Source organism: Novosphingobium sp. KACC 22771 (genome assembly GCF_028736195.1).
In the GTDB taxonomy this organism is placed as follows: domain Bacteria; phylum Pseudomonadota; class Alphaproteobacteria; order Sphingomonadales; family Sphingomonadaceae; genus Novosphingobium.
Genome location: NZ_CP117881.1, coordinates 594,427 through 617,146, shown reverse-complemented (window position 1 = coordinate 617,146; position 22,720 = coordinate 594,427). Strand labels below are relative to the sequence as shown.

Sequence of the window (22,720 nt, the reverse complement as noted above, 5' to 3'; positions counted from 1 at the left end):
ATAGGCGCTGTGGTCAAACAGGCTTAATGCCGTCCCCCTTCGCAAAGAGGCCAAGACCATGACCGACTTTACCAACCTTGCCACCGCCATCGAGGCCGCCTGGGAAGCCCGCGACACCGTGACCCCCGCCAGCGCCGATGTGCGTAGCTCTGTGGAGGAAGCCTTTGGCCTGCTGGAATCGGGCGCGGCGCGCGTGGCGGAAAAGATCGACGGCGAATGGGTGGTCAATCAGTGGCTGAAGAAGGCCGTGCTGCTCTCGTTCCGCCTGAACGACAATGCCGTGGTGCCCGGCGGCGCGGCGGGCGCGCCCGCGTTTGACAAGGTGGCCAGCAAGTTCGACGGCTATGACGATGCCAAGTTCCGCGAAGGCGGCTTCCGCGTGGTGCCCGGCGCGGTGGCGCGCGCGGGCTCGTTCATCGGCAAGAACGTCGTGCTGATGCCCAGCTTCGTCAACATCGGCGCCTATGTGGGCGAAGGCTCGATGGTCGATACCTGGGCCACGGTCGGCTCCTGCGCCCAGATCGGCAAGGGCGTGCACCTGTCGGGCGGCGTGGGCATCGGCGGCGTGCTGGAACCGCTTCAGGCTGGCCCCGTCATCATCGAGGACGGCGCTTTCATCGGCGCGCGCAGCGAAGTGGTTGAAGGCGTCATCATCGGCGAGGGCGCGGTGCTTTCCATGGGCGTGTTCATCGGCGCCAGCACCAAGATCATCGACCGCGCCACGGGCGAAGTCCATATCGGCCGCGTGCCGCCCTATGCGGTGGTCGTGCCCGGCTCGATGCCCGGCAAGCCGCTGCCCGACGGCACGCCCGGCCCCAGCCTCTATTGCGCCGTGATCGTCAAGACCGTGGACGCGCAGACCCGCGCCAAGACCGGCATCAACGAATTGCTGCGCGATTGATCCGGGGCCGCAGGGACTTATGACAAAGCGCGTCCTCGCTCTGCTGCTCGCCGTTCTGGCTCCGCTGGGGCCGGCCTCCTGCGGCGCGGCGGATGCACAGAGCGCGCGCGCGCCCAAAACCCTCATGGCGGCGGCGCAGGTTTTGCGCCGCCTGCCCCATGATCCCCATGCCTATACCGAGGGGCTGTTCATCCATGGTGGACAGCTTTTCGAAAGCACCGGGATGGAGGGGCGCTCCAGCCTGCGCCGCGTCGATCTGAATTCGGGCCGCGTGCTGGAACAGACCAACCTGCCGCGCCCCTTGTTTGGCGAGGGGATTGCGCCATGGCGCGATCAGATCCTGATGCTGACATGGCGCGACGGGCTGGGCTTTCGTTTCACCCGCGCGGGGTTCAAGCCCATCGGCCGCTTTACCTACCTTGGCGAAGGCTGGGGCATGACGGCGCGGCCTGACGGGGCCGAACTGATCATGTCGGACGGCAGCAGCACGCTGCGCTTCATCGACCCCGCCACGTTCCGCACCCGCCGCACGTTGAGCGTCACCGCCGACGGCATGGGGGTGGACATGCTCAACGAACTGGAATGGGTCAATGGCGAGATCCTCGCCAATGTCTGGATGACCAGCCGGATTGCGCGGATTGATCCCGCCACGGGGCGCGTCAAAGGCTGGATCGACCTGACCGCGCTGGCGCGTGAGGCAGGGGCGACCGGGCCGGATCAGGTGGCCAACGGCATTGCATGGGACGCGGTGGGCAAGCATCTTTATGTCACAGGCAAGGAATGGCCGGTGATGTTTGAAATCGCGCCGCCCGCCCCCGCCGGCGCGCATCCTTGATCAGGGACATGGACAAGACGGCCTCGCGTCGTCATGTCTGAGGCCTCATGGGCAACAATCTGTTCCTGCAATTTGCCGTCTCTTCGGTCATGGTCGTGCTATGCGTGATCGTGCATGGCTTTGGCCTGTTCGGCCTGACCCGCGCGCTGCGCAGCGAGGCCAATGCGGAAAGGTTGCGCCATATCCGCCCGCTCTCGCCGCGCGGGGCGGCCTTTACGCTCTCGATCGTGATGGCGATCATCGCGCTGCACGGGGTTGAAATCTGGGCCTTTGCGCTGGTTTATTTCGCGGTGGGCGCGGTGCAAGGGCTTGAGCCTTCACTCTATTTCTCGACAATCTCCTATTCGACCGTGGGATACAGCGACATTCACATCACCAGCCAATGGCGGCTGATCGGGGCGTTTGAGAGCATATTGGGCATGCTGCTGCTGGGCTGGTCCACCTCGTTCTTTTTCCGCATGCTGGGGCGTATAGACGCGCATTAACGGCGCATTGATGGCGCTTGCGGCCCGGCCCGCGCTGCATTACCGATGGGCGGTTGCGCCAAGACGGGATAGACCTCTTTCATGCCGATTATCCATAGCCTGCTGGGAATGCTGCTCATTCTGGGGATCGCCTTTGCGCTCTCGTCCAACCGGCGCGCGGTGCGGCCAAGAGTGGTGCTGGCCGCCTTCGGGCTTCAGGCGGGGCTGGCGGCGCTGGTGCTGTATGTTCCGGCGGGCAATGCCGCGCTTCAGGTTGTGGCGGGCGGGGTTTCCTCGCTGCTGGCCTATGCGCATTCGGGGGTCGATTTCCTGTTCGGCCCACTGGCCAAGCCAGAGATCGGCGGGGCCAGCTTTGCCATTTCGGCGCTGCCCGTCATCATCTTCTTCGCCTCGCTGATCTCGATCCTCTATTATCTGCGCATCATGCCGCTGGTGATCCGCTGGATCGGGGGCGGCCTTGAAAAGCTGACGGGCATCAGCCGGATCGAATCTTTGTGCGCGGCCAGCAACATCTTCGTCGGCCAATCCGAGGCGCCGCTGGTGATCCGACCCTATCTGGCCGCGCTCTCGCCAGCGCAATTGTTCTGCGTGATGACCGTGGGCATGGCGGGCGTGGCGGGCACGATTCTGGCCGCTTATGCCAGCATGGGCATCCGCATCGACTATCTGGTGGCGGCCGCCTTCATGTCGGCGCCGGGCGGGATCTGCATGGCCAAGATCATGATGCCCGATCCGCGCACGCCGCCGCCGGTCGATGGCGATCTGCCCGACAATATCGCGCCGCCTGCCGGTTTGGCCGCCGCGGCGCTCAACCGCGCCGATGTGACGCATCAGCCCGGCGTGCATGTGGACGAACCCGTGCCCCAGGCCCATGACGAAGAACGCCCCGCCAATATCATCATGGCCGCCAGCGAAGGCGCGCAGACCGGCGTGAAGCTGGCCGTGGCCGTGGGCGCGATGGTGCTGGCCTTTGTGGCGCTGGTGGCGCTGGCCAATGGCATCGTGGGGGGCATCGGGCATTGGGTCGGCATTCCCGACCTCTCGTTCCAGAAACTGCTGGGCTATCTGTTTGCCCCGATCTTCAGCCTGCTGGGCGCGCCGACATGGGCCGAGGCAATGCGCGCGGGCGGCATGTTCGGCACCAAGATCGTGCTCAACGAATTCGTCTCCTTCATCGATCTGGGTCAGGCCAGGGAATTGTCGGCCAAGACCGTCGCCATCGTCACCTTTGCCCTGTGCGGCTTTGCCAATTTCTCGTCCATCGCGATCCAGATGGCCGTGACCGGCAGCCTTGCCCCCAACCAGCGGCCGCTGATCGCCAAGCTGGGGCTGAAGGCTCTGGCGGCGGGCGCGCTGTCCAACCTGATGAGCGCGGCGCTGGCCGGGCTGTTCCTGTCGCTGTAACGCCATGAGCCAGCGTTGGGATGATGAATGGGCCGCCGCCATGCCCAAGCGCGGGCGGTCAAGGCGCAAGCCGGGTATCGGCGTGGTCTTCGCCGTCGTGCTGCTGCTGATGGCGATCAGCGTGGTCAGCACGCGCTGGCGGCAATGGAGCGCGCCGCAACCGGCGGGCGTGACGGCATCGGACCTGAAACCCGGCGCGCAGGACCGCGAATCGGCCCGCTTTGCCCTGTGCAAGGGCAAGGTGCGTGTCACCTGCGTCGTCGATGGTGACACGATATGGTATCAAGGCGAGAAGATCCGCATCGCCGACATCAACGCCCCCGAAATCAGCCACCCCCAATGCGACTATGAGGAGCAGTTGGGCGACAAGGCCCGCGACCGGCTGATGGGCCTGCTCAATGCGGGCGCCTTTTCGGTGGTGAGCGAGGGCAGCCGCGATACCGACAAATATGGCCGCAAATTGCGCGACATTACGCGGGGCGGCAAAAGCCTCGGCGACGTGCTGGTCAGCGAAGGCTTGGCCGAGCGGTGGACCGGGCATCGGCGGGATTGGTGTCATTGAGGGTTTGGCGAAAAGTGTGGTCAAGGGCCATCCCGCTTTGTGGCCGCATAGGCTAGATCAAGGCTCCATGCCAACACTGGCGCGAACGGCCGGAATGCCCCCAACCTGCTAAATCAGCCGTTTTTACCTCCAGCGACGTGGCCCCTCCCCCCCGGAAAATCTCTCACTCTGATGTGGAGTCTGGTACTGGAAGTGGCAGGCGTTTGATGAGGAGTTGTATCACCGAGGCGCAGATTATCGGGATGATCAAGAAGTTGGAGACTGGGCTGCCGACTGTGGAGATATTTAGCAAACGTGGGCTGAGCACGGCAACGTTTTACAATCTGAAAACGCAATGCGGCGGGACGCAGTGCTGAGGATATTGCCCGACTATGCGATCTCGTAACGCCCAAGAGCCTTTAAGGCCTGCGGGCTGGTTGGTGTCGATCTCAAGACAGTTCGGCGCAAATGCCCGCCGGACCATAGCGCTATCCCTGACGCCATGAGGGAGGATTGAATAGCCCCTAGTTTTCCAGATGCGTCCCGCTGCTGCCGTGCGAATTCGAGAGGCGACAGCCTTGCCTCCTTCCGCACATTCAGGATCGAACGCGTCCAGGAATCTATGAATAATCAGGATACGCGGCCAAGCTTGAGCTAGATCCGCTGACGAGACGCGCGCAACTTGTCGCCGATCCAAGCCCGGACAGGTTCATCAATCCATCGGACGACGATATAACTGGCCATCAGCACGCAAAGGACAAGCATGCAGCCGAGCCAACGCGCATCTCCCGCGAATGGATCGCCTTTAGTGATTACCTTATAAGCCCCGACCACCCATAAGAGCATTGGGGCATGAAGAAGATAGACAGCATAGGATATGCGGCCAAGTTCGTGAAACAGAACTTGCCGAAAACCGCAGATTGATTTTCCAGCCGCACTGAGAATGAACATGGGAAATAATACAAAAGCGCAGAGCGCAGAAATGACAATATTTTCATACACTCCGAATACCAGCACAATTGTAACCAATGCCAGAAAAACAGCCGGGTCCAGCCTTATCCCGATCTTACCGCTCTTGGCGATGCGATAAAGCGCGATCCCAAACGAAAATTCAAACAGGGTTCGGAAGATACCGGGGATGAAATTGGCGATGCCCCATCCAAGATCGAAGATCCGATGTTCGGCAACGAAGACGCAGAAAACCAGTCCAAACAGGACAATGCACGCGCCCAACAGGCGCCCGCCCGCGCGGACCAGGAACAGTGCAAACAAAATGCTGGCAATTACCTCGGTGGCCAATGACCAGCTGCTGGGCGCGAAAGGAAACATACCTGTCGGCACCAGATTGTCCACCACAACAGGGATGAAAAGTATATTGGACGAAAGGATTTTCAACAAGGCCAGAACGCCAGGCGCGTCGTCGGCGTTAAGCGCAATCTTGCCCACGTAATAGAAAAGCCCTAACATCGTTGCGACAATATAGGTTGGGTAGAGGCGCAAGAATCTGCTCAGCAGGTATCTTCTGACGCTCAACTGGCCGGAAAGCAATTTCTGCTCATAGGAATGACACAGGACGAACCCACTCATCATAAAAAACAGATCGACCGCCAGGTAGGCCGATTTCAGCAGTGGACGGAGATGCAGCAGATCATCGAAATGATAGCACATAACAGCAATGGCCGCGATGCCGCGTGCCGCATCGAGCCATAGCAGGCGCCCCCGGACCGGAGGAGTGGTCCGCGCAAAATTCGGCATAGACAGAGTTTGGCCTGTCGCAGTCATGCAATACCTGACAAATCATGGAAAAGCCGGTTGCGGGATCTGCCCATCAGATCCGGTCCGCTTTACGATTGTCACAGTGTCGCCAAACCATCTTGGCCGAAAGTACAGATGCATCGCATTTGGAGACGGTGTGGCTCCGTCATCCATCGGGACGCCACACCACCTAGCCATTTCAGATTCAGGTCAAAACTGAATCACACCCTTAAATCACAGCGTCCAATCCGCCGCATCCCCCAACTCACCCTTAAGATCAGCCAGCGTACCGCCCGCGTTCAACAGCCCGCGCAGAGCCTCGCCGCCCATTTCGTAATATTCGCGATGGGGCACAGCCAGGACGACCATGTCGTAGGTCCGATCAAGCGCATCGTGGACCAGCGGGATGCCATATTCATGCATCGCCTCATCGGCATCGGCATGGGGGTCGTGGACCGCCACGCCATGGCCCAGACGGCCCAGCGCCGAGACCAGATCGGCGACCTTGGAATTGCGCAGGTCGGGGATATTTTCCTTGAAGGTCAGGCCCAGCATGAGGACGCTGCCGGTCTTGTTCCCACGCGCCTTGTGCAATTCCTTGGCCACCCATCCGGCCATCGAATCGTTGATGCCCCGCCCGGCCAGGATCACACGCGGATCGAGACCCAACTGTTCGGCCCGGTGCGAGAGGTAATAGGGATCGACCCCGATGCAATGCCCACCCACAAGGCCGGGTGCGAAGGGCAGGAAGTTCCACTTGGTCCGCGCCGCCGCCAGCACATCCCAGATCGAGATGTCGAGCTTGTTAAAGATCTGGGCGATCTCGTTCATGAAGGCGATGTTGATGTCGCGCTGGGCGTTTTCAATCACCTTGGCGGCTTCGGCGGCCTTGATGCTGGCCGCGCGGAAGGTGCCGCCGCTGGTCACGCTGCCATAGAGATGCGCCACGCGGTCGAGCACTTCGGGGGTCTGGCCCGAAACGACCTTGGTGATCTTGTCGATCGTGTGTTCGCGGTCGCCCGGGTTGATGCGTTCGGGGCTATAGCCAAGGAAGAAGTCCTTGCCGCACAGCAGCCCCGAATGCGCCTCAAGGATGGGGGCGCAAATATCCTCGGTCACACCGGGATAGACGGTGCTTTCATAGACCACCACCGGCACGCGCCCTTCCGCAATCGCGGCGGGCAGCATCGCGCCCACGGTGCGGCTTGCCGCCTCGACCATGCGCAGATCGGGGCGATTCGCGCCGTCGATGGGCGTGGGCACGGTCACGATGTAATAATCGGCCGGGGGGCAGACCTGCGGATCGGCGGCCAGCGCCAGCGTGCTGGCGGCCAGCCGGTCGCGGTCGATTTCGCCGGTGCGGTCATGGCCGGTGTTCAGTTCATCGATGCGGCGCTGATCAATATCCAGCCCGACCGTCTCGAATTTGCCCGCCAGCGCCACAGCCAGCGGCAGGCCGACATAGCCCAGCCCGACCACCACCACGCGCGTCACGCGCTGGGCCGCATCCACAGAACCAAGCGATACAGGCGCGGCGTCACCCACCGCCACCTTGGAATACATATACGTCAAAGCGAACCCCCTCTGGCGGCTCGGCATGGAATTTGCCGCCACGGGGCTTAGGCCCAAGGCTCTTATATTACAGTTAACACCTGCGAAGCTAAAACAGCGCCACAGGCATTCACGAGGGCAGTCCATCCGCATGACCGAAGTTCCGGCCAAGATCCTTGTTATTTTCGGCACCCGTCCCGAAGCGATCAAGCTATTCACTGTGGTGGAGGCTCTAAAACAGGACCCGCGATTCGAGCCCATCGTCTGCGTTTCGGCCCAGCATCGCGCGATGCTGGATCAGGTGCTGGAAATTGCCGGGATCACGCCCGATCACGACCTTGACCTGATGCGCCCGAATCAGACGCTTGATGGCCTGACCGCCGCGCTTTTGACCGAATTGGGCGCCGTGATGGACAAGGTGCAGCCCGACCGCGTGATCGTTCAGGGCGATACGGCCACCGCGATGGCGGGCGCGCTGGCGGCCTATTACCGCAAATTGCCGGTCGATCATGTCGAGGCGGGCCTGCGCTCGGGCAATATCTATCACCCATGGCCCGAAGAAGTGAACCGCAAGATCATCGGCGGCATCGCCTCTTTGCATTTTGCGCCGACCACCACCAGCGAGGCGGCGCTGCTGCGCGAGAACGTTAGCGTGGATCGGGTCCATGTTACGGGCAACACCGTAATCGACGCGCTGCATTGGGTGCTGGCGCGAATCGAGGCGCAGCCCTCGCTGGCCGCCGGGCTGGATGACCTGGCCAAGCGCTTCAAGGGCAAGCGGATCATCGGCGTCACCAGCCACCGCCGCGAGAATTTCGGCGAAGGCATGGAAAACATCGCCAGCGCCATCCGCCAGATTGCCGAGCGCCCCGATACGGCGATCATCTTCCCCGTGCATCTCAATCCCAATGTGCGCGCGGTGATGAATGAGCGGCTGGCGGGCCTCGATAATGTCGCGCTGATCGAGCCGCTCGATTATCCGCATTTCGCGCGTTTGCTGTCTATGGCCGAAATCATGCTGACCGATTCGGGCGGGGTGCAGGAAGAAGCGCCTGCGCTGGGCAAACCGGTTCTGGTGATGCGCGAAACGACCGAGCGGCCCGAGGGCGTTGTTGCGGGCACGGCGCGGCTGGTAGGCACCGATTCTTCGCGTATCGTTTCCGAAATCTTCAGCCTTCTTGACGATAAGGCCGCCTACGAAGCCATGGCGCGCGCCCATAACCCGTTCGGGGATGGGCAGTCTTCGCGCCGCATCATGGACGCACTGGCGCAGGAGGTATGGGGCGCATGAAATCGGACAAGAAGCCTGACGTTTGTGTGGTGGGGCTGGGGTATATCGGCCTGCCCACGGCTGCGATTGTCGCCCGGTCGGGCTGTCGCGTGCGCGGGATCGACGTCAGCCAGAAGGTGGTGGACACGATCAACCGCGGCGAAATCCATATTGAGGAAGTCGATCTGGACGGCCTCGTGCATGCGGTCGTCGGGCGCGGGCTGCTGACGGCCTCGCTGGAGGTGGCGCCTGCCGATGTGTTTGTCATCGCCGTGCCCACGCCCTTTGGCCCCGATCATGAGCCGGATGTGTCCTATGTGCTGACCGCCGCGCGTTCCATCGCGCCGGTGCTCAAGCATGGCGATGTGGTGATCCTCGAATCGACGTCGCCTGTCGGCACGACCGAGCAGATCCGCGATCTGTTTGCCGAAATGCGCCCGGATCTCAAGATCCCCGGTCTGACGCGCGACACGCCCGATGTGTCGATCGCCTATTGCCCGGAACGCGTGCTTCCGGGGCGCATCCTGCACGAGCTGACCGAGAATGACCGCTCGATCGGCGGGATCACGCCGCGTTGCGCGCGCAAGGCGGTGGGCTTCTACAAGATCTTTGTGCGCGGCCAGTGCATCGCCACGGACGCCCGCAGCGCGGAAATGACCAAGCTGGTCGAAAACGCCTATCGCGACGTGAACATCGCCTTTGCCAACGAACTCTCCATCGTCGCCGACCGCATGGGACTGGACGTGTGGGAAGTCATCAAGCTGGCCAACCGCCATCCGCGCGTGAACATCCTTTCGCCCGGCCCCGGCGTGGGCGGCCATTGCATCGCGGTCGATCCGTGGTTCATTGTGTCGAGCGCGCCGGCTGAAACCCCGCTGATCCGCACCGCGCGGGGCGTCAACGATGGCAAGATCCACCACGTTATCGCCAAGGCTGACGAGCTGATCGCCGCGCATCCCAATGCCCGCATCGCGGCGCTGGGTCTGGCGTTCAAAGCCAATATCGACGATTTCCGCGAGAGCCCGGCGCGCCTTGTCGCCGCCACCCTCGCGCGCAAATATCGCGAGCGGATGAGCATCGTCGAACCCTATGCCACCGCCCTGCCCCGCGAGTTCGAAGGCACCGGCGCGACCCAGATCGACCTCGACGAGGCGCTGGAGGAATGCGACATCCTGCTCGTCCTCGTCGATCACGATTCCTTCCGCCAAGTGCCGCTGGCCGAGCGTGCGGGCAAGATCGTCTATGACACGCGCGGGATCTGGCCGGATCAGCCCAAGGGTGGGGTTGAAGTGAGCGAGGGGTTGCGGTTGGTGGGGTGAAGATGCCTCCGGCGGGTTAAGGGACTCGTCCCTTAACAATCCCATTACTGGGGTGGCGTGTGGTCGGCAGACTGGCGCGCGACTTATGATTTGAAAGCCTGCGGCGCGGAGAGAACATACCTTCAGGCGCCGCAGGCTTTATTCATTCCGGGGCCGCGCATGGTCGCCTTTCCAAACGCAACGAAGACAGTAACGGGATTGTTAAGGGCCCCCGCCCTTAACCCGCCGGAGGCAAACCTTCGGAAAAATCAAATCCCCCCATACCACTGATACCCGGCCACATCCTCCCAATACCCGCCCTTGCCGCCATAAAGCCCGGCAAGCGTATCGCGCACTTCCACCCGCATCACATATTTCGCCTGCTTGTATCCCAACTGCCGCTCCACACGCAGGCGGACCGGCGCGCCATGCTCCAGCGGCAATGCGCGCCCGTTCATCGCCCATGCGAGGATCGTCTGGGGGTGAAAGGCGTCGACAAGGTCGATGCTCTCGTAATACGGATCCTCGCCGGTCTTGTCGGCGCAGTGGAACACCACGAATCGCGCCGTTGGCAGCAACCCCGCCATGGCCAAAACCTGCCCCAACTGCGGCCCCTGCCACTGGCCAATGGCGGACCAGCCTTCGACGCAATCGTGGCGGGTGATCTGGCGGCGCTGGGTCATGGCCTTGAGCGCGGTCAGCGGCAGGTCGAGCGGGCGTTTGACCAGCCCGTCCACGCGCAGCGACCAGCGCGCAAAGCCCTCGGCCGCATGGGCCGCCCATGCTGCGTCGCCCTGCGTGTTGCCGTTTGAGCGGAAGGTGGGCGACATCTCCGATTCGCGGAACTCACGCGCCAAGGTATCGCGGCCCAGCAGCAGGCGCTGCGCGGGCCGGTGCAGCCCCGCCGCATCCTCGACCCAGCCCGCCACCGTGGGCTGGCGCACAATCCGGTCGCAACCCGAGAGCAGCAGGCCACCGCCCGCGATCAGGCCCCGTCTGGAAATCATGGCCTGCCTCCTTCGCGCTTTTGGCCGGTAATCATGCCGCGCATTTGGTTGATCGGCCCGGATGCCAGCACCATCGCCAGATGCACCACCACGAACAGCACAATCGCGCAAAGCCCCAGAAAATGCAGCGACCGCGCCGATTGCCGCCCGCCCAGCACGTCCAGCAGCCAAGGCGCCGCCGCATCCATCCCCGGCGAGAGCGCCAGACCCGAAGCAATCATCAGCGGCAACAGGCCAAACAGCACCCCGGCATAGGCCAGCTTCTGCAGCACGCCATAGCCGCCATCATGAAAGCGAAAGCGCAGATGATCCACCACATCGCGCGCAATCGAGCGCGGCGACCATTCCGCCCGCGTGATGTGCAGATCGCGCCGGATATGCCCATTTATCAGCGACCACAGCAGATAGGCCGCCAGCCCCAGCGCCAGTCCCCATGCAAAGGCCAGATGCCAACTGCGCGCCATGGCCAGATCATAGGTCGAGGGCAGCGTCATCCATCCGGGAAAGGCCAGCGCCAGTTCGGCCCCATCGCCCCCGCGCGACAGGCCAAAAACGCCCGTCGTCTCCACCGTATGGCCCAGCAGGGTGATACCGCCATGATTGGCCCCGGCATCATCGGTCCATGCGCCAAATTCCAGCCATGCCGGATCGTCATTGGCGCCATAGGCCCCCCAATAGAGTCGCGGATGGGCATTGAAGATCATCAGCCCGCTCATCGCCATCACGATCAGGACCAAAAGGTTGATCCAATGCCACAATCGCGTGGAGAGCCGATGGCGGCGCACCGGCGCGCGCGGCGCATGGCTGTCCTCGCGCAGGATACGGCCCTTGAAGGGAGTGAAATCCTTGTCCTCATCCATCGGGCGAAACTAGGCCAGAGCCCCGCGCGCGGCAAGATAGGACCATAATCGCGCCGTCCACAGATGCGCGGCATGGAGGCGATGCGACTCCGATGCAATCCGCGTGGGTTTTTCGGCGCTTGGCCATGGCTAGGCAGGGCCAAAAGCCAAGCTGGGGCAAGGCAGGGGCGATCTCCCAAGGCCCGGCGGGGTATTTGGGCAAGCCGCAGCGCCCGTTCCCGCCGGCGCATTGCGCCACGATTGTGCCACCCGTGATCCATGCCGCAACTGCACAATGCCCTTGACCAGTTTGGCCCGATCTGGAACCGATCAGCCGGGTTTAAGCCACGGTTGCAATCGTCTTTATCAACCGCAAGCGCGCATAGCCGCAATTGCAGCAAATCCGCGGCGCCATGTCGCATTTTACCAATAAGCGCGATGGAATAAGCCCGCCAAAGCAAAATCAGCGCCCACGCAGACGAAAACCAAATCCATCCGTTATTTCGACACGCCACGAACCAGGATCCAGTCTTTGGCACCATTTCGGATGCGTAACCGATTAACTGACATGCGACCAACGACTACGCTGCACTGCACACAAGGGGAGTCATTCTATGGTTGCAATGCCTGCGCAATCCATCGCTTCGACGCGATCGCGTGTCGCTAAGTCCGAAGATCGCCCGGTCAATGGCCAGGCTTTCTTCAAATATGGTGACTATTCTTTGGATGATGAATGCGATGATGCCGACGAATCCGCAAAAGGATTCGATTGGTTCCGCGTTCTTGATATCGTTTTGTCACTGGCCGCCCTGATCGTCTTTGCGCCGCTGCTGCTGGTGGTTGGCCTTGCGGTCAAATTGACCAGTGAAGGCCCCGCGATCTTTCGCCACCGCCGCATCGGGCGCGATGGGCGCGAGTTCTACTGCTGCAAATTCCGCACGATGGTTTGCGATGCCGATAAACGGCTGGCCGCGCTGCTGCGCGACAATCCGGCGGCACGGGCGGAATGGGAGCGCGACCACAAATTGCGCAATGATCCGCGCATCACGCCGATCGGCGCCTTTCTGCGCAAGACCAGCCTTGATGAATTGCCCCAGATCTTCAACGTCCTGATGGGCACGATGAGCTGGGTCGGGCCGCGCCCGATCGTGGCAGGCGAGGTTGTGCGCTATGGCCGCCGGTTCAACGCCTATTGCAAGGTGCGCCCCGGCATCACCGGCCTGTGGCAGGTTTCGGGCCGTAATGACACATCCTATCGCCGCCGCGTGGCCATGGATGTGCTGTATGTCCGCACCCGCAGCCCGCTGCTCTACAGCGCGATCATTGTCCGCACCATTCCGGCGGTGCTGCGCCAACATGGGTCTTATTGATCCGGAGGGCGCAAGGCATGGCGGCAGGCGCGAAACGGTGAATGCAAGCCATGGTTCGGGATATTGCAAAAAGCCGGGTTGGCAGTGGAAACGCCAACCCGGCTTTTTGCATCCCTGCCACCCGCGACGGGAACGACCTATGGCCAAACTGCATTAAGTAGAAATCCGGCGCACTGTCGCAGCATATGATGAACCACTGCTCCTAACGAAAAATAAGGGCAGTTTCGGTAAAGAGGGGGCCACAGCAGAAGGGTATGTCAAATGAACATGGACAATGTGGCCAGTTTTCCCTTGGCAGGCGCGAATGGCGCCGCGTCCAAACCGCAAGACAATCGGGTCATTAAGGTGCAGTTTCACAATCGTCCGCACCGGGGGCGTATCGTGCCGCATCAGGCCTTGACCGATGTTGAACGATTTGACGGCAAATATTCGCCCGCCGTGCGTCTGGGTGTGCTGATTGCCGGCACGGCTCTGACCTGGGGCGGCGTTTTCGCTTTGGCCCGTCTTCTTCTCAACTGATATCCCCTGCCCCGCCGCCGCCCGGCGGGGAGGCAGCGCGGATCGGGCCTGCACAACAACATCGGACCAGAACGGGTCGGATAGATCGCCCCATGGACGCAAGCCCCAAGTATCGCCCCGCCCAATCGGCCGGGCCGCGCGAAGGCGCGAACCCACCGTATCGCCAACTATTGCCCGCCGGGATACCCGGTCTTGAATCTGGCATCAAAACATGGCGTCGCCGATACGATCCAAATGGCGCGGTCATTTGCTTCAAAACGAATGCAGTTACGGCCTGATACATATTTTTTCATGCTACGCACAATCACCTCATGCGGTTTGCCCATGCGAACCGGAAACTATCGCCTGATCGCGCCCGCGGCAGGTTATTTGTCAGGAGTGATTGGTCCATGCGCTCAAAACCAGCCCGCCGGCACTACCTTGGCCTGGCTCTTGCCGTTGCCCTGTCCTTTCCCATCGGGATGACGCAGGGCGCAGCCCAAACCGCACCGCGCATCAGCGCCGCCAATGTTGTCGCGGCCAACGCGTCCGTGCCCGGCGACTATCGCTTTGGTCCGGGCGATCGGCTGCGCATCACCGTTTACGGCGAAACGGCATTGACCGGGGAATATGCGATTACCAGCGGCGGCCTCATCTCCTTTCCGCTGATCGGCGATGTGGAGGCGGGCAATCGCACCCGCGGCGAAATTCAGGCCACGATCCACGACCGACTGGCCGCGGGATATCTCAATGATCCGCGCGTGGCGGTCGAGGTGGTCGATTTCCGCAATTTCTATGTTCTGGGCGAAGTGAACAAGCCGGGCGAATATCCCTATCGCCCCAATATCTCGCTGGAACAGGCGGTGGCCACCGCAGGCGGCTTTACCTATCGCGCCAGCCACAAGAAAATTCTGGTGCGCCACAATAATGAGGACAGCTATCACCCGGTGCCCGATGATCGGTCGAACCCGCTGATGCTGCTGCCGGGCGACACGGTGAAGGTGGGCGAACGCTTCTTCTGATTCCTTGATGCGTCGTGGGCGGGGCCGATGGCGCCGCCCACGACGCCAATCCGACACCTGCGGCGGGGCAGGCGATAGGAGCATTTCATGACACTGTCGGCCAGGCGCGATGATATTGATGGCCTGCGTTGCGTAGCGATCCTTTCGGTGCTGCTGTTCCATTTCGGGTTCAGCTTTATTCCCGGCGGCTACACCGGGGTCGATGTGTTCTTTGTGATCTCGGGCTATGTGATTACCAAGAGCATCCATCAGGATATTGCCCGCGATCAGTTCAGCATCGGCAATTTCTACTTCAAGCGCTTTCGCCGCATCACGCCGGCCTTTGTGGCTGCGCTCCTGCTGACCAGTGTGGCGTGCTATTTCCTGCTGCTGCCCGATGATCTGATCGATTTTGGCAAATCGGCGGCGGCGGCCAGCGGTTTTGCCTCGAATTTCTATTTCTGGAAAACATCGGGCTATTTTGCCAGCGCGGCGCAGACCAAGCCGCTGCTGCACACCTGGTCGCTGTCGGTGGAGGAACAGTTCTATATCTTCTCGCCGTTGCTGATTTACGCGCTGTCGCGGATTGCGGCGCGCAAGGCGCTGTGGGCGCTGGCGCTGATCATGCTGGCGAGTTTTGCGGTCAGTGTCGCGGCCGTTTTTCTCGCGCCGACGCTGGGCTTTTTCGGTCTGCCCTCGCGCGCTTGGGAACTGCTGATCGGCGTCTGGCTGGCCACTTTCGATCCGCGCTCGCAGCCTTCACGGGCCGCGCGTCAGGCGCTGGGCCTGGCCGGGGCGGGGCTAATTGCGGCGGGCATGCTGCTGCTGCGCGAGGATGATCCGTTTCCGGGCTGGTATGCGCTGCTGCCCTGCGTTGGCGCGGCGCTGTGCATTGCGGCGGGCACCAATCTGCGCCGCCGCGAGGACCAGAGCCTCGTCGGGCGCGCCCTGTCGCGGCGGCCCGTGGTGTGGATCGGCTGGATTTCCTATTCGGTCTATCTGGTCCACTGGCCAATCGCTGCGCTGTTTCAATATCGGATGCTGCGGGCGCCAACGCCGGTCGAAGGGCTGGCCATGGCGGGCTTCAGCATCGTGCTGGGCGCGCTGTTCTGGCGGTTTATCGAACAGCCGACCCGCCATATCGCCCCCCACCATATGCGCCGGGTGCTGGCGGGCGGCGTCGGCGCCAGCCTTACCGGGGTGGCGCTGGGCCTGCTGCCGGTGATGGGTCATGGCTTTGCATGGCGCTATCCCGAATGGCGCCAGCAGAAGATCGCCGGGCTGGAGGATTGGGGCGGCGCGCAATGTTTCCATCAGGACCCCACCACGCCCATCGATTGGGACGCGGCCAAATGCACCCGCATCCACGGCGAAAAGGGCCGCATCCTGCTGTGGGGCGATTCCTTTGCCGCGCAATATACGCCGGGCATCCTGCGCGATGGGCTGCATATCAATTCCGATGTGCTGCAATATACGTTTGCCGGTTGTCCGCCGCTGCTGACCTATAATTCGCTGGCCCGCACGGGATGCCGGGCCTCGAACCAGCGTGTGCCGGAATTGATCCGTCAGCAGCATATCGACACCGTGGTCATGGCCGCAAAATGGACCGATGTGCCCCAGCATACGCTGCATGAAATGCCCGCAACGATTGACGTGCTGCGCCGCGCCGGGGTGCGCGTGGTCGTCATCGGCCAATCGCCAGAATTCGCGATGGATGTGCAGCGCATCGACTATCTTTCAGGCCAAAGCGCCCAGAAGGACAGAAGCGAATGGCTCACCTCCGTCGATGCCGATTTTAACGCCAGGATGATGAAGCTGGCCAAGGGGGCGACCTTTATCGACCCGATGAGCGCCTTTTGTAATGGCCGGTCTTGTCAGTACAAATCGGGCTCGACCTATTATTTCGTCGACTACGGGCACTTCTCGCGCGAGGGCAGCCTGCGCGCCGTCGAGAGCTACTTCTCCTCGGTGGTACGCGCCGATGGCGTGCGATTGTAACGCCGGGCCGCATCCCGATCAGACCGAATGAGGGGCAAACACGTGATTGAGGACACCAAACCTATGCCGGCGCCCCTTGAGGTGACGGTTGCCATATGCACGCTGCGCCGCCCCCAGATCGGGGATGCGCTGCGCTCCCTCGTCCGGCAGACTATGTTCGAACAGGGGCCCGAACGGGCGCGGATGCGGGTTTGCGTCATCGACAACGATCAGGATGATCGGCGCCGCGCCGAGATTATGGCCATGGGCGCCGATCTGGCGCTGGATCTGGATTATGTCCACGCGCCCCGGTTCAACATCTCGCTGGCGCGCAATGCTGCGCTGGATGCCTGCACCACGCGCTGGTTGGCCTTTATGGACGATGATGAAATCGCCCTGCCCGACTGGCTGGCCAATCTGGTGGCCGGGCGCGATGGCCATCAGGCGGTGTTTGGCGTTGCCCGCGCCATCTATCCAGACAGCGGCGTGCCACGCTGGATCGCGGGCGAGGATTTTCATTCCAATACCATCGACCAGCAGGACCCGCCGTGGAAGGGCTATACGTGCAACGTCCTGATCGACATGGATTTCGCGCGCGCGCATGGCCTGCGTTTCAAGGAAGAGATGGGCCAGATCGGCGGCGAGGACACGCTGTTCTTCCGCGATATGTATAAGGCGGGCGGCAAGCTGGCCTATGCCCCCGGCGCCATTGTCGAGGAGCCTACCCCGCTCTCACGCATGACCTTGGGCTGGCTGATCAAGCGGCGGTTCCGCAGCGGACAGGTGCATTTCATCGTACTGCGTCAGGAGGGGAACTCGGTAAAGGGCTCGGCGCTGGCCGTGGCCAAGGCCGGGCTGTTCCTGCTGCTGGCCACGCTCAACCTGCCCCGCCCGCCCAAGGCGGCCAGGCATGCGTTGCGCGCGGCGCTGCATATGGGGGTGTTTGCCTCGGCGCTGGGCTTTGCCCCCTATCGCGAATATTCAGCCCCGGCGTGATCCGGCCGGTTCAGGTGCGCGGTTCAGGTGCGTAGGGCCGGGCGGCGCCATTTGCGCCATTGCTCGGCCACGGCCAATTGGTGAACCAACCCGGCAACCAACAGCGCCACGCCCCCCGACACCGCCCAGAGCGCCACCGTCCCCGGCCAGCCATAGGCATGAGCCAACGATCCGCCCAGCGCGGCCACCATCATCGCCCCGATCAGCCCCGCCAGCGGCAGGCCAACAACGATCAAGCCAAAATCGCGCAAAGACGAGAGATGCCGCGTCAGCCCCGCCGACCATAGGCAGACCGCGATGTTCTTGGCCGTGATCGCCCAAGCCACCTCGGCCATGCCGATCCACCGCGCCAGCGCGACCAGCGCGATGGTCATGGCGGTGGAAATCAGCGTGCGGTTGCGCAGCAGGCGATTATGCCCATGGGTCGAGAAATAGGCCCCCTGCACATTGGCGATCACCCGCGAATAGCCGCCGATTGCCATGGCCTGCACCACGGGCACAGCAGGCATCCATTGCGCGCCAAACACCAGCGACACCACCGTATCAGCATGCAGCAGCAGCACCGCCGAAGGCACGCCGAACAGAAAACTCATCATCACCAGCGCCTTGCGAAAATCATCGCGCAGCCCGTCTCCGCTATGTGCGGCAAATCGCGGCTGATACAGCGTGGCGACAAAGGCCTGTGAGGCGGCGATCTGAGCCATGTCCACCCGCTTGCCCAGATTATACATGGCCAGCGTGGCGGGCGTCAGAAAGGCGCCGATCAGCACCTGATCGAAGAAATTGTTCAGCGTGCCGATGGCGCGCACCTGGCTGGACATCCAGGCCACCGGCATCAGCGGTGCGGCCTGACGCCAGCGCAGCGAGACCGCCGCCCCGCCCCCGGCGATAATCACCGCCAGCCAATTAAGCATGGATTGGCCCAGATAATAGCCCACCATCCCCCATACCGGCCCGACCCGGCCCGACAAGGCCAGACCGATGATGATCCCGCCCACATTGCTCATCAGCCCGCGCGAGGCCATTGCGCCATAGGCCTGCCGCCGCGCCAGCAGCGCGGTGGGATGCTGGGCCAGCGTGTCAAACGCCAGCTTGCCCCCCACGATCATCGCGGCCAGCCCGAGGCCCGCCGCCGCCGCGCCCATGCGGGGCAGCGCGAAAAGCACCACGCCAAGATAGATCCCGAAAGCCCCCAGCGCGCAGGCCATCAACACCCCGCCCGCCGCCGCATCGCGCGCCCGGTCGGCCTCGCGGTCCACCAACAGCGCCTCATACAATCCATTGGGGCAAAGCGCCTTGAGCACCTCGATCCAGGCGAGGCAGAACGCCATGACGCCCATCACCGCGGGGGTCAGATGGTGGCTGAAATAGACGAACATGCCCAGCGGAGCCAGCACCGCCAGCCCTGCGTTGATCGCCGAAATTGCCGTATGCACTTTGCCATAACCGGCCGAGCCAGACATGTTGCCCCCTTCAGGTAAATCAGGATTGGCGGCGATCAATCGCGCGCAAGTTCATCCGGCGATTGCCAGACGCGGATGTAATCGAGCTTCATGCGCGCGGGAAAGGGCGTGCTCGAATCGGGATTGCCGGGCCATTTGCCCCCCACGGCAAAATTGACCAGCACATACATCGGCCGCCGCATCGCCGGACATGCCGCAGCCTCGGCCACGGGATGCCCATCGACATACCAGCGCAATTTCTCCGCCGTCCACAGCAAGCCGTAGGTATGAAAGGCGCCGGGATTGCTCAGCTTCATGTCGCCCGCCGCCTTGCTGTGTTCGCCCGGGCAATGGGGGGTGAAAAACAAATGATCGCCCCCGATGGCCTCGACAATGTCGATTTCCGGCGGCCAGCTCTTGTCCATGGGCAGCAGCCAGAAGGCGGGCCAGAAGCCTTTGCCCACCGGCATGGCGGCGCGCATTTCGAAATAGCCGTAGCGCTGGGCAAAGCTGAAGCGCGTGGCGATCATGCCGGAGGTGTAATCCTGCCCCCAGATCGCCTTTTTCACCGCTGGCGATGCGCGATCGGCGGTGATTTCCAGCGCGCCATTGGCGATGCGAAACGGATCGACGGTGAACCTTTCACCGCCCACGCCATGAAAATCGCGATCGACATAGGCCTGACGCTCACCATTGCCGGCCAAGGCCCGGCTTTCGACCATGGTGGGGCCGCCATATCCGAACTGGGTCCGCCAGCGCCCGCTCTGGCTGTGTTCGTCAAAAAACGAAAAGCCGTCGAATTCGTCGTGAAAGGTCAGCCGCACCGGAAAGGGCAGGCTGGCGGCGGGTATGGGGTTTGCAGCCGGCGCGACGGTCGTGACAAGGACTTCCTTTGCGCCGGCCCAGCCCGCCTGAATAGACAACAGCGCCCCCGAAGCAGCAGCAGCGAGCCCAGCCAGCCCCATTCGCAGAAATTTGGTGGCTTGAAATGTCATCGCGAATTCTCTGAGCGTTGGAAAGGCGCGGTAAAAGCGCCAATCAATCGAGATGGCCAATGAGAGTCCATGAACGGACGTTCGACCGCCGCAAAAAATACCAGTCCCCCGGCAATTCCAAGGAAAGGCAGCAAAGTCATGGCCAGAGGCATGATCAGATACGCTGGCGGATGCAGTACATTGCCGATGACAAGCCATACCGTCACCATCAGCGGCACATGCACCAGATAGATCGAATAACAGGCGCTGCCGATCAGGGCGATCCATCGGGAACCGGCCATCTGGGCGACCCAGGTACCGTTGAGGGCGCCTTCGACAATCAGCGCACAAGCCGCCAATCGCACCGTATCGCGCAGTAGAATAGGCAGAAATTTATCTGCCATTTCCCAATATCCGCTGGCAACCAACAGGGACAGACCAAGCAGAAAGCCGTCGTCACCCATGAGCTTAGCCGGTTTACGCGGATGATGCCGCAAGGGACGCACGTCCGCCAACAGACAGCCCAACATGAATGGGGCCAGATGCGTTGCCAGTGTGAAAGACCAGGGCGCATATATGCCCGTCGATGAACGCAAGGCCGCGCCTGCAGCCGTTACCAGCGCCATGGCCCAGATGCCCACGATCAGGCGCGACGTTTTTGGGCTTAACCCCATGTAAAGCCATATCAAAAGCGGGCTGACCAGATAAAATTGAACCTCTGTCTCCAGCGACCATATGGGCGGATTGAGCGCGGATGGCTGACCAAACACCAGCACATGGACATAAAACGCACTGGCCCAAAAGCTGATCCAAGTCTGCTCAAGACTGCTCATGCTGCGCGTAAGATTGCGCCCCTCCTGAGCGATGCCGAGCGAGGCCACAATCGCACAGCAGAGCAGCACCAGCAAATAGGGTGGTTGAAGTCTCAGCAAACGGCGCAGATAGAAATGGCCGATATCAAGGCTGCGGCACCGTTCAAGTTTGGCCAGAAATGGACGGGCAATGACGAAACCGCTGATAACGAAAAACAGGTCGACCCCGATTTCTCCATGGGGCAACCAATGCGGCTCGCCCGAGCTAGGCCTGCCTGACATTTGCGCAAAGCTGCGATAACCGCGGATCGAGGCGTGCCACAATAAAACCGGGATGATCGCAAAGAAGCGCAATCCATCCAATTGCGGGATATAATTTTGCCCGCGGACAACACGTTCAAATCGCTCTGGCAGGCCGCTTAATCGGCGCAAGATGCTACGCATGTCGGGCAAACCGGTTGCCATGATCATCGTCCGACCACGCCATCCCCAGCGCGACCCAAACGAGCACTGTGGTATGATAAAACGGCGAAGGCCCCAAAGCCTCGATCGGGAAGCGCGACAATTCGTAGGCAAGGATGGCGACCCAGAATGCCGCCGCCGTCTGGCCCGAACGAATGGCGCGGCGCAACAATCCCATGGCCCCCAGCAGTACTGTCAGCACCAGAATGGTTGTACCGACATAGCCTACTTCAACCAGATTTTCGATGATGGTGCTGTGAAAATTGAAGCCCGTGCGGGTCGGGATCCTGGCCCAGGTCCACAGGCCCTCGGCATCCAGGTTTCCCTGCACCCAAAACGCATTATACCCGCTCCCCAGCCATGGGTGGCTGTCCACGATGTCTTTGGATCGCGCCCACAAATAGAGACGCCCCGTCATGGTGGGATCCTTATGAAAAAGGCCCATCATGTTGTCCATGACCACATCCCCCATGACGGTGAAAAGCAGAAGCCCAAGCAGAGCAGTCAAGCCCGTCACGATCAGCAGCCATGCGCGCACGACAGCATCGACCCGGGTCAGGATCACGACAAAGACCATCACCGCACAAGCGCCGAAGGCCGCGACCATGGCGCCCGCCGATTGCGAGAGAATAATCGCGTTCACCTCAATGGCGAGCACCAGGAGCAGCGCCATCGTCACAACCGGTCGCTGCATCCATGTCTGAAAATGCAGCGCAACCATCGCCAGAATGCCGATAGCCGCAATATCGCCGAACAAATTCTTGCCCAGATTGAAGCCGGAAAAGGCTTCCTTGCCGGGCACGGTTCCGATCATCACTGTTTGCCCCAACACCAGCGATGACAGAAGGTAAAGCATCCCCGCCATCGCCAGTCCGGCAACCACATCGTTCCACCGTCGCGAACCGGCCAGCCACAGGCTCATATAGATTGTAAAAAGCAATTCGAGGCTCAGGCGAAGGGTTGTTACCGAATCCATCGACCAAAAAGTTGAAATAAAAGCAAAAACTCCCGGAGCAAACAGCACCCAGCGCCCCCTGATCCTTCGAAGTACTTCACCGGGATGCTTTATGGCCAAACCCGCGTAGATCAGAATCAGAAAGATAGGTGCCGTCCCGTGCGTTTGCGGCAGGAACAGCAGCAGCGCGAAAGTGAAAAATGAAACCCACATCTCCCCGCTCACGCGCGAGACGTTAAGATTTGGCCGAGCAAACGCAGGACCGGCCGGTAAACCGGGCGCAAGAGCAGAGTGACTGATACGGTCCATAGTTCACCCAACAAATAGAAGGATAAAGGGCAGTGATT

The 22,720-nt window shown here is 61.9% G+C and carries 20 protein-coding genes and 1 pseudogene; 13 read left to right on the top strand and 8 right to left on the bottom strand.

What is annotated here, in order from left to right:
• Positions 1 to 58: 58 nt before the first annotated feature.
• The 6 genes and pseudogenes from dapD to PQ467_RS02745 all read left to right on the top strand — a co-directional run.
• Positions 59 to 901 (top strand): 2,3,4,5-tetrahydropyridine-2,6-dicarboxylate N-succinyltransferase, encoded by an 843-nt coding sequence (dapD, locus tag PQ467_RS02770; protein ID WP_274175037.1) that lies wholly within the window; start codon positions 59 to 61, stop codon positions 899 to 901.
• Positions 902 to 920: 19 nt separating this feature from the next.
• On the top strand, positions 921 to 1,736 hold the full coding sequence (locus PQ467_RS02765; RefSeq protein WP_274175036.1) for a glutaminyl-peptide cyclotransferase: 816 nt from the start codon (positions 921 to 923) through the stop codon (positions 1,734 to 1,736).
• Positions 1,737 to 1,783: 47 nt separating this feature from the next.
• Positions 1,784 to 2,221: a potassium channel family protein gene (locus tag PQ467_RS02760; RefSeq protein ID WP_274175035.1), complete on the top strand. Its 438-nt coding sequence runs from the start codon at positions 1,784 to 1,786 to the stop codon at positions 2,219 to 2,221.
• A gap of 81 nt (positions 2,222 to 2,302) precedes the next feature.
• Positions 2,303 to 3,625 (top strand): NupC/NupG family nucleoside CNT transporter, encoded by a 1,323-nt coding sequence (locus PQ467_RS02755; RefSeq protein WP_274175034.1) that lies wholly within the window; start codon positions 2,303 to 2,305, stop codon positions 3,623 to 3,625.
• Positions 3,626 to 3,629: 4 nt separating this feature from the next.
• A complete protein-coding gene (locus tag PQ467_RS02750) occupies positions 3,630 to 4,187 on the top strand; it encodes a thermonuclease family protein (protein ID WP_274175033.1) in 558 nt (185 codons plus the stop codon).
• A 203-nt stretch (positions 4,188 to 4,390) separates the two neighbouring features.
• A pseudogene (locus tag PQ467_RS02745) lies at positions 4,391 to 4,677 on the top strand (hypothetical protein); the annotation flags it as partial.
• Positions 4,678 to 4,820: 143 nt separating this feature from the next.
• On the opposite strand, the gene PQ467_RS02740 reads toward PQ467_RS02745, so the two are convergent.
• Positions 4,821 to 5,948 carry an acyltransferase family protein gene (locus tag PQ467_RS02740; RefSeq protein ID WP_274175032.1) on the bottom strand — a complete coding sequence of 376 codons (1,128 nt, stop codon included), beginning with the start codon at positions 5,946 to 5,948 and terminating at the stop codon, positions 4,821 to 4,823.
• A 207-nt stretch (positions 5,949 to 6,155) separates the two neighbouring features.
• Complete coding sequence (locus PQ467_RS02735) at positions 6,156 to 7,484, bottom strand: nucleotide sugar dehydrogenase (protein WP_274176073.1); 1,329 nt, start codon at positions 7,482 to 7,484, stop codon at positions 6,156 to 6,158.
• Between the two features lie 139 nt (positions 7,485 to 7,623).
• Between PQ467_RS02735 and wecB the strand changes: the two genes are divergently transcribed.
• Together wecB and wecC are read left to right on the top strand one after the other, a co-directional pair.
• Positions 7,624 to 8,763 (top strand): non-hydrolyzing UDP-N-acetylglucosamine 2-epimerase, encoded by a 1,140-nt coding sequence (gene wecB, locus PQ467_RS02730; RefSeq protein ID WP_274175031.1) that lies wholly within the window; start codon positions 7,624 to 7,626, stop codon positions 8,761 to 8,763.
• Positions 8,760 to 10,061, top strand: coding sequence for a UDP-N-acetyl-D-mannosamine dehydrogenase (gene wecC / locus PQ467_RS02725; protein WP_274175030.1), 1,302 nt, complete (start codon positions 8,760 to 8,762; stop codon positions 10,059 to 10,061). The genes wecB and wecC overlap by 4 nt, the downstream gene beginning before the upstream one ends.
• Positions 10,062 to 10,309: 248 nt before the next feature.
• Here the strand turns inward: wecC and PQ467_RS02720 are convergent, their stop codons facing one another.
• Entirely contained in the window at positions 10,310 to 11,047 is a 738-nt protein-coding gene (locus PQ467_RS02720; protein WP_274175029.1) for a molybdopterin-dependent oxidoreductase, read from the bottom strand.
• On the bottom strand, positions 11,044 to 11,907 hold the full coding sequence (locus tag PQ467_RS02715; RefSeq protein ID WP_274175028.1) for a cytochrome b/b6 domain-containing protein: 864 nt from the start codon (positions 11,905 to 11,907) through the stop codon (positions 11,044 to 11,046). The genes PQ467_RS02720 and PQ467_RS02715 overlap by 4 nt, the downstream gene beginning before the upstream one ends.
• 593 nt (positions 11,908 to 12,500) lie before the next feature.
• Here PQ467_RS02715 and PQ467_RS02710 point away from each other — a divergent pair.
• From PQ467_RS02710 to PQ467_RS02690, 5 genes are all read left to right on the top strand, one after another.
• Positions 12,501 to 13,256, top strand: coding sequence for a sugar transferase (locus tag PQ467_RS02710; RefSeq protein ID WP_274175027.1), 756 nt, complete (start codon positions 12,501 to 12,503; stop codon positions 13,254 to 13,256).
• 261 nt (positions 13,257 to 13,517) lie between these two features.
• Positions 13,518 to 13,775 (top strand): hypothetical protein, encoded by a 258-nt coding sequence (locus tag PQ467_RS02705; protein WP_274175026.1) that lies wholly within the window; start codon positions 13,518 to 13,520, stop codon positions 13,773 to 13,775.
• Positions 13,776 to 14,164: 389 nt separating this feature from the next.
• A complete protein-coding gene (locus tag PQ467_RS02700) occupies positions 14,165 to 14,776 on the top strand; it encodes a polysaccharide biosynthesis/export family protein (RefSeq protein WP_274175025.1) in 612 nt (203 codons plus the stop codon).
• Between the two features lie 87 nt (positions 14,777 to 14,863).
• On the top strand, positions 14,864 to 16,753 hold the full coding sequence (locus PQ467_RS02695; RefSeq protein ID WP_274175024.1) for an acyltransferase family protein: 1,890 nt from the start codon (positions 14,864 to 14,866) through the stop codon (positions 16,751 to 16,753).
• Between the two features lie 63 nt (positions 16,754 to 16,816).
• Positions 16,817 to 17,728, top strand: a complete 912-nt coding sequence (locus tag PQ467_RS02690) for a glycosyltransferase family 2 protein (RefSeq protein ID WP_274175023.1) — start codon at positions 16,817 to 16,819, stop codon at positions 17,726 to 17,728.
• 23 nt (positions 17,729 to 17,751) lie between these two features.
• On the opposite strand, the gene PQ467_RS02685 is transcribed toward PQ467_RS02690, so the two are convergent.
• The 4 genes from PQ467_RS02685 to PQ467_RS02670 are packed head-to-tail and all read right to left on the bottom strand — an operon-like array spanning position 17,752 to position 22,682.
• Positions 17,752 to 19,191 carry an oligosaccharide flippase family protein gene (locus tag PQ467_RS02685; protein WP_274175022.1) on the bottom strand — a complete coding sequence of 480 codons (1,440 nt, stop codon included), beginning with the start codon at positions 19,189 to 19,191 and terminating at the stop codon, positions 17,752 to 17,754.
• A 35-nt stretch (positions 19,192 to 19,226) separates the two neighbouring features.
• Positions 19,227 to 20,165 (bottom strand): glycoside hydrolase family 16 protein, encoded by a 939-nt coding sequence (locus tag PQ467_RS02680; protein ID WP_274175021.1) that lies wholly within the window; start codon positions 20,163 to 20,165, stop codon positions 19,227 to 19,229.
• Positions 20,162 to 21,427 carry an acyltransferase family protein gene (locus PQ467_RS02675; RefSeq protein ID WP_274175020.1) on the bottom strand — a complete coding sequence of 422 codons (1,266 nt, stop codon included), beginning with the start codon at positions 21,425 to 21,427 and terminating at the stop codon, positions 20,162 to 20,164. The genes PQ467_RS02680 and PQ467_RS02675 overlap by 4 nt, the downstream gene beginning before the upstream one ends.
• On the bottom strand, positions 21,393 to 22,682 hold the full coding sequence (locus PQ467_RS02670; RefSeq protein WP_274175019.1) for an O-antigen ligase family protein: 1,290 nt from the start codon (positions 22,680 to 22,682) through the stop codon (positions 21,393 to 21,395). The genes PQ467_RS02675 and PQ467_RS02670 overlap by 35 nt, the downstream gene beginning before the upstream one ends.
• Positions 22,683 to 22,720: the final 38 nt, after the last annotated feature.

Bases quoted from the DNA above. Each gene is read 5' to 3' on its own strand.
- PQ467_RS02670 (WP_274175019.1), bottom strand. From the start codon at position 22,682: ATGGACCGTATCAGTCACTCTGCTCTTGCGCCCGGTTTACCGGCCGGT.
- PQ467_RS02695 (WP_274175024.1), top strand. From the start codon at position 14,864: ATGACACTGTCGGCCAGGCGCGATGATATTGATGGCCTGCGTTGCGTA.
- PQ467_RS02685 (WP_274175022.1), bottom strand. From the start codon at position 19,191: ATGTCTGGCTCGGCCGGTTATGGCAAAGTGCATACGGCAATTTCGGCG.
- PQ467_RS02750 (WP_274175033.1), top strand. From the start codon at position 3,630: ATGAGCCAGCGTTGGGATGATGAATGGGCCGCCGCCATGCCCAAGCGC.
- PQ467_RS02680 (WP_274175021.1), bottom strand. From the start codon at position 20,165: ATGACATTTCAAGCCACCAAATTTCTGCGAATGGGGCTGGCTGGGCTC.
- PQ467_RS02675 (WP_274175020.1), bottom strand. From the start codon at position 21,427: ATGATCATGGCAACCGGTTTGCCCGACATGCGTAGCATCTTGCGCCGA.
- PQ467_RS02735 (WP_274176073.1), bottom strand. From the start codon at position 7,484: ATGTATTCCAAGGTGGCGGTGGGTGACGCCGCGCCTGTATCGCTTGGT.
- PQ467_RS02720 (WP_274175029.1), bottom strand. From the start codon at position 11,047: ATGATTTCCAGACGGGGCCTGATCGCGGGCGGTGGCCTGCTGCTCTCG.
- PQ467_RS02755 (WP_274175034.1), top strand. From the start codon at position 2,303: ATGCCGATTATCCATAGCCTGCTGGGAATGCTGCTCATTCTGGGGATC.
- PQ467_RS02760 (WP_274175035.1), top strand. From the start codon at position 1,784: ATGGGCAACAATCTGTTCCTGCAATTTGCCGTCTCTTCGGTCATGGTC.
- PQ467_RS02705 (WP_274175026.1), top strand. From the start codon at position 13,518: ATGAACATGGACAATGTGGCCAGTTTTCCCTTGGCAGGCGCGAATGGC.
- dapD (WP_274175037.1), top strand. From the start codon at position 59: ATGACCGACTTTACCAACCTTGCCACCGCCATCGAGGCCGCCTGGGAA.
- PQ467_RS02690 (WP_274175023.1), top strand. From the start codon at position 16,817: ATGCCGGCGCCCCTTGAGGTGACGGTTGCCATATGCACGCTGCGCCGC.
- PQ467_RS02765 (WP_274175036.1), top strand. From the start codon at position 921: ATGACAAAGCGCGTCCTCGCTCTGCTGCTCGCCGTTCTGGCTCCGCTG.
- wecC (WP_274175030.1), top strand. From the start codon at position 8,760: ATGAAATCGGACAAGAAGCCTGACGTTTGTGTGGTGGGGCTGGGGTAT.
- PQ467_RS02715 (WP_274175028.1), bottom strand. From the start codon at position 11,907: ATGGATGAGGACAAGGATTTCACTCCCTTCAAGGGCCGTATCCTGCGC.
- wecB (WP_274175031.1), top strand. From the start codon at position 7,624: ATGACCGAAGTTCCGGCCAAGATCCTTGTTATTTTCGGCACCCGTCCC.
- PQ467_RS02700 (WP_274175025.1), top strand. From the start codon at position 14,165: ATGCGCTCAAAACCAGCCCGCCGGCACTACCTTGGCCTGGCTCTTGCC.
- PQ467_RS02710 (WP_274175027.1), top strand. From the start codon at position 12,501: ATGGTTGCAATGCCTGCGCAATCCATCGCTTCGACGCGATCGCGTGTC.
- PQ467_RS02740 (WP_274175032.1), bottom strand. From the start codon at position 5,948: ATGACTGCGACAGGCCAAACTCTGTCTATGCCGAATTTTGCGCGGACC.